Consider the following 4,429-nt stretch of genomic DNA (forward strand, 5'->3'; position numbering starts at 1 on the left):
TCCTGAACTGTTTGGAATTTATCAATTTCCTTTACATCGTTCAGGAGGTTTTTTAGGTTTCACTTCCTTTGTTGAGTCTTTTATCACTCGAATATTTGTTCGAAAGATTCGGGGTGACCCATGTGAGAAAGCGGAAGCACACATGAGTTTGCAACGAGAATATCGTCTTTTTCTGGCGGGGCTTGTGATCCTGGCCGCTGCTTCATGGGCCATGCTGATCTGGCAGTCGAGCATGATGAAGAGTATGAGCATGGGCCTGACGATGGGAATGGGAGCCGCGTGGTTCCTGGCGATCTGGGTCGTGATGATGATCGCGATGATGTTTCCCGCGACAGCCACGATGAACCTGGCTTTCGCACGAGTCCAACGCGCCCGGCACGCCGGCTGGCAGGCCTCGGTGTCTCCCTGGATCTTCGTGGGCGCGTACCTGCTGGTTATGGCGCTCTTTGGCGTGTTCGTGTATCTCGGCGCGCTCGCTGCCTCAGGGTTGGCCGAGCAGATCCCCTGGTTCATGATGAACGCGGCCCGGATTAGGGGCGCATCCTGGTGCTGGCCGGGCTCTACCAGTTTACCCCCCTCAAACGGATCTGCCGGGCAACATGCTGCACGCCTCTGGATTTCATCCATGGCAGGTGGCATGACGGCTACACTGGCACCTTTCGGATGGGCCTTGAGCACGGCATCTATTGCCTGGGATCGAACTGGCTGCTCTGTGTCCTCCTCTTCTCCCTGGGCATCATGAATATCGTAGCGATGGCAGGACTTACCGTTGTGATCTTCGCCGAAAAAATGTTCCCCCGAGGGGAGCGCATTGCCCAGGGAGTGGGTCTGGCTCTGATCCTCTCTGGCATTCTCGTGATGGTCGTGTCCGCTGCGCTCCTTCTGAATGGAACAGGGGTGTAAGACACCTCGCCGTATGATGCGCAGATCAGGGAGGTCAGTCCAAAGTGAGCAAAAGTGCCATAATCTCCCCAAAAAGTTATGGGGAAACCTTCTTCGGGTCTTCCGCTCGTTTGGTGCTGCTTGCTCGCTTTTTATCTGACAAATGACAATCTCGCCTGATCATCGCATCGTGCTCTTCCCTCTGAGCTTACCATACTGCTGTAGAGACGGCTCCTCGGTTGAGGAGTCGGGACACCCGCCAGTGGCTGAGAAACGCCTTATCGATCATATCGAACCCGCTTCGCTCGCAGCCATGCAACACGCGTGGTACTCCGGCTCGCAATCGTCACGACCAGGCCGCAGCTGCAGCGCATCACGATTGGCCGCATTCATCCTCACGGGCCGATATGACCGATAAGGATGGACCAGACCACACGAAGGAGGCGCAGTCTTCCCTTCTGCCTGCAAAGCAGAGCAGCGTCATCGAAGTGAGAGGCAACCGTAACCCCGAAACCAGCCAGATCTCCGGAGCGCTGCGCAAATGATTGCCTACGCCCGATACAAACGCCTGAGCAGGAAACACCGAAAGAGTATACATCCGAGAATGGGCGTCAAACATTCCTGAAGTGGCTGGGCCGTATCTACCACCGGACGAGGGTGAGAAATAGGATATTGGTGCTCTTGAAATTGGGATTGGCGAAGGAGCAATTGGTATGCGTCCCAATCGGTTTGATGATGTGCTGGAAGTTGGAGCGTTTGACGCCCATTGATGCGTTGTTCCCAAAGGACTTCATTCACTCTAACAAAGAAATGTATCCTCTATCCAACATCACCTTGTGAAACCTAGCCAGATGATACTGGTTATATGTGTGTTGGGTCGGATCTGGCAACATCCTACGCTCACACCTCAAGCGTGCGCAAAAAGCTGTGGCACACCCCCAGTTGTCGGGGGTGGCAAGCTTTTTTGCGCCAAGCCTCTTGGCCTTTTGTACAGTAGGGAAACTCGCCTTTTGTACAAAGACAGCTAGCTTGTGAATTTCTATACTAACCTGTGTTGGCAAAACCCACGGATTGCGCAATGAGTTGGAACTGGTAGCCCATCGGCGTAGAAATGTGGCTCCTTGAAGAGAATGATCACAACTGTTCTCAACAAGGAGGTCCAAGTATGACCAGTATCGCTGATGGTTCAGTGAAAATCCAGACCACTGCGGAGTCGAACCTTTCAACCCCATCGTGGTTTGGAGAAGTCGTAGTGATCAGCATGCATCTTCGTACACAGGGCGTATTCAAGAAGATCAACGAGCAGGTACGCTTTGCACGGAAGCGTTTTGGTCAATATGAGGTGATTGACTTCCTCTCAGTGCTTTTCGGCTACGCCATCAGTGGCGAACGTACCCTGGAGGAGTTCTACGAGCGACTTCAGCCGTTTGCCGTCCCGTTCATGGCCCTGTTTGATCGTGACCGACTCCCCTCACGCTCAGCGTTCTCCCGTTTTTTAGCAGCGTTGACGCAGGAACCAGTCGAAGCTCTGCGCACCCTCTTTCTCGATGATGCGCTCGCACGTCCCCTGACCCCCGATAAACAAACGGGAGGACTGGTGGATCGAAAGGGCGACACCTAGACCGTGTTCGACATCGATGGTACGCGGGAGGCAGCCCGCCAACGCGCGCTTCCCCAGACCGACGACCTGCCTCCCGCGTTTCGGCGATTGGACGATGTGTGTGCGCCTGGCTACCGAGGCCGCAAGCGGGGAGAGACTGTCAGGACCCGAACAACGATCTCACAGGCGCATAGCTACCAGTGGCTCGGCAGTTTCGGCAACCGTGGCAACGGGCGCTATCGGGAAGAATTGCGCAAGGCGCTCTCGGCGATTGGTCGATACCTGGCGACCCATCAGCTCTCATCAGAATGCACGCTGGTGCGGCTCGATGGGCAATATGGCAATGGAGCGGTCCTCTCGAATATGGCTGGCTTCTCGTTTGTCACCCGCGGGAAAGACTATCGCCTGCTCGAACATCCGCTCGTTCAGGCACGCCTGCACCTGCCCCCCGATTAGGTGCAGCAACGACCCGAAAGTCAAATGGTGCGCAGCCTCTACGACTGTCCAGAGATCCCGATCGGGCCTGATGGCAAGCTCTATCGCGTCGTTGTGGCCACGCATCAAGCTTCGAACAAGAAGAGTCCGATTGGCGTCACACGAAAAGGCGTGGTCTACGAGCTGTTCTTCACGAATTTGCCCCAACACGCCTTCACGGCCTGCGATGTTGTTGAGCTGTATTTGCATCGTGGCGCTTTTGAGCCTGTACTCTCAGATGAAGACAAAGAGCAGGACCCGGACAGATGGTGTAGCCATGCGGCCTGGGGGCAGGAAGCCTGGCAAGTGATCTCGCAATGGACCTGGAACCTGAGACTCGAACTAGGCCATCAGCTCAAGCCACAACCTCTGCGCACGACCGAGTTTGCCCCAGCTCTCCCGCCACCTCCACCACACACCGCTCCTGCCTCTGGCTATGCTCCTCCAGAAGTGGGTTCCGCATGGAAAGCTGGTCGCTTCGCTGCCCAGGATTTTGCTCTCCAGCCTGATGGAATGCTTCGCTGCCCAGCCAACCAACAACTGACCCCACATGAGCAACGTAGAGAAGCCGATGGAAGCCTGCGTGTCGTGTATGGAGCCAAGTATTCACAGTTGCCGCTCCTGTCCGCTCCGTGAGCAGTGTCAATGGAATGGCAGCGCGACCAAAAAGCCGCGCCAGGTGAGTGTGCTGCTGCATCCACTCGCTGTCGGCGATGGGCCGCTCCTCTGGCAAGATTGGAGTCGAAGAGTTCATTGGCGCACCTGCATGCAACTCCTTCGGCACCAACACGCCGAGATTCAAATGATGGGGGAAAACAGCGCAGACCCTGCCACTCCAAGCATCGCTCCTGCACCGCTTTCCCGCGCCGAGCGAGCTCATGCGCGGCTCTCGTGGGAAACGCGACTGGCTCGTAATGCTCGTTCTAAGGTGGCTGGACAGGTGTCGATCCACCTGTTTGGCGTCCCAGAACGTTTTGCCACCGCTCTCGGTCTGGCCAGCGCCTAAGATGTCACTCCTGGTGCTTTGCCTTTTCCTCGGACAGGTCTGTCTCTCCGAACAGAAGCTCCTGGTCTCTTTTTCCCACGGGATGCGTGCGCACCGAGCTACACATTCAGCTCAAGTGGCTTACCAGGTCGTTTCACTGCCTCTCTTGCTGGATTTGCTCCTCTTTGTATCGCCTGTAATCCATCAGTAGGCAGACCGGCGGGACAAAATTGGGTGAGACCTCAACCAGATCAAGCCCTCTTGCACGGGCGATTTCAAGTGCCCGTACTGGCGGCGTCACTCCCAGCATCTCGCCGTTTTCATCGATCAAATGCACTTCTCGTGCCTCAATGCGTTCGTTCACTTGGAATTCCCCCGAATTTGGAGGGTCGGAGAAGAGAAATCTGCTATACTCATATCAGGAGGGTTCAATGGGCAAATCTCAACCGATCTATACCAAGGAATTCAAGCAGCAAGCTGTCACACTC

5 protein-coding genes and 1 pseudogene are annotated in these 4,429 nt (G+C 55.6%); 5 read left to right on the plus strand and 1 reads right to left on the minus strand.

What is annotated here, in order from left to right; genetic code table 11:
• Nucleotides 1-340 precede the first annotated feature (340 nt).
• The 5 genes and pseudogenes from F1593_RS29750 to F1593_RS29540 all read left to right on the plus strand — a co-directional run bounded on the left by F1593_RS29750 (nt 341) and on the right by F1593_RS29540 (nt 3,962).
• Nucleotides 341-903 (plus strand): annotated as a pseudogene (locus F1593_RS29750) (DUF2182 domain-containing protein).
• A gap of 1,144 nt (nt 904-2,047) precedes the next feature.
• Entirely contained in the window at nt 2,048-2,503 is a 456-nt protein-coding gene (locus tag F1593_RS29525; RefSeq protein WP_235932727.1) for a hypothetical protein, read from the plus strand.
• Between the two features lie 96 nt (nt 2,504-2,599).
• Nucleotides 2,600-2,938: a hypothetical protein gene (locus tag F1593_RS29530; protein ID WP_235932728.1), complete on the plus strand. Its 339-nt coding sequence runs from the start codon at nt 2,600-2,602 to the stop codon at nt 2,936-2,938.
• A gap of 24 nt (nt 2,939-2,962) precedes the next feature.
• Complete coding sequence (locus F1593_RS29535) at nt 2,963-3,592, plus strand: hypothetical protein (RefSeq protein ID WP_235932729.1); 630 nt, start codon at nt 2,963-2,965, stop codon at nt 3,590-3,592.
• Nucleotides 3,549-3,962 carry a hypothetical protein gene (locus tag F1593_RS29540; protein ID WP_235932730.1) on the plus strand — a complete coding sequence of 138 codons (414 nt, stop codon included), beginning with the start codon at nt 3,549-3,551 and terminating at the stop codon, nt 3,960-3,962. The genes F1593_RS29535 and F1593_RS29540 overlap by 44 nt, the downstream gene beginning before the upstream one ends.
• A gap of 133 nt (nt 3,963-4,095) precedes the next feature.
• Here the strand turns inward: F1593_RS29540 and infC are convergent, their stop codons facing one another.
• Nucleotides 4,096-4,305 (minus strand): translation initiation factor IF-3, encoded by a 210-nt coding sequence (infC, locus tag F1593_RS27345; RefSeq protein ID WP_149404720.1) that lies wholly within the window; start codon nt 4,303-4,305, stop codon nt 4,096-4,098.
• Nucleotides 4,306-4,429 lie beyond the last annotated feature (124 nt).

This window comes from Dictyobacter arantiisoli (genome assembly GCF_008326305.1).
In the GTDB taxonomy this organism is placed as follows: Bacteria; Chloroflexota; Ktedonobacteria; order Ktedonobacterales; family Ktedonobacteraceae; genus Dictyobacter; species Dictyobacter arantiisoli.

What these genes read in the sequence shown, in the direction of transcription:
- F1593_RS29525 (WP_235932727.1), top strand. Translation starts at nt 2,048, where the DNA reads ATGACCAGTATCGCTGATGGTTCAGTGAAAATCCAGACCACTGCGGAG.
- F1593_RS29535 (WP_235932729.1), top strand. Translation starts at nt 2,963, where the DNA reads ATGGTGCGCAGCCTCTACGACTGTCCAGAGATCCCGATCGGGCCTGAT.
- F1593_RS29540 (WP_235932730.1), top strand. Translation starts at nt 3,549, where the DNA reads ATGGAGCCAAGTATTCACAGTTGCCGCTCCTGTCCGCTCCGTGAGCAG.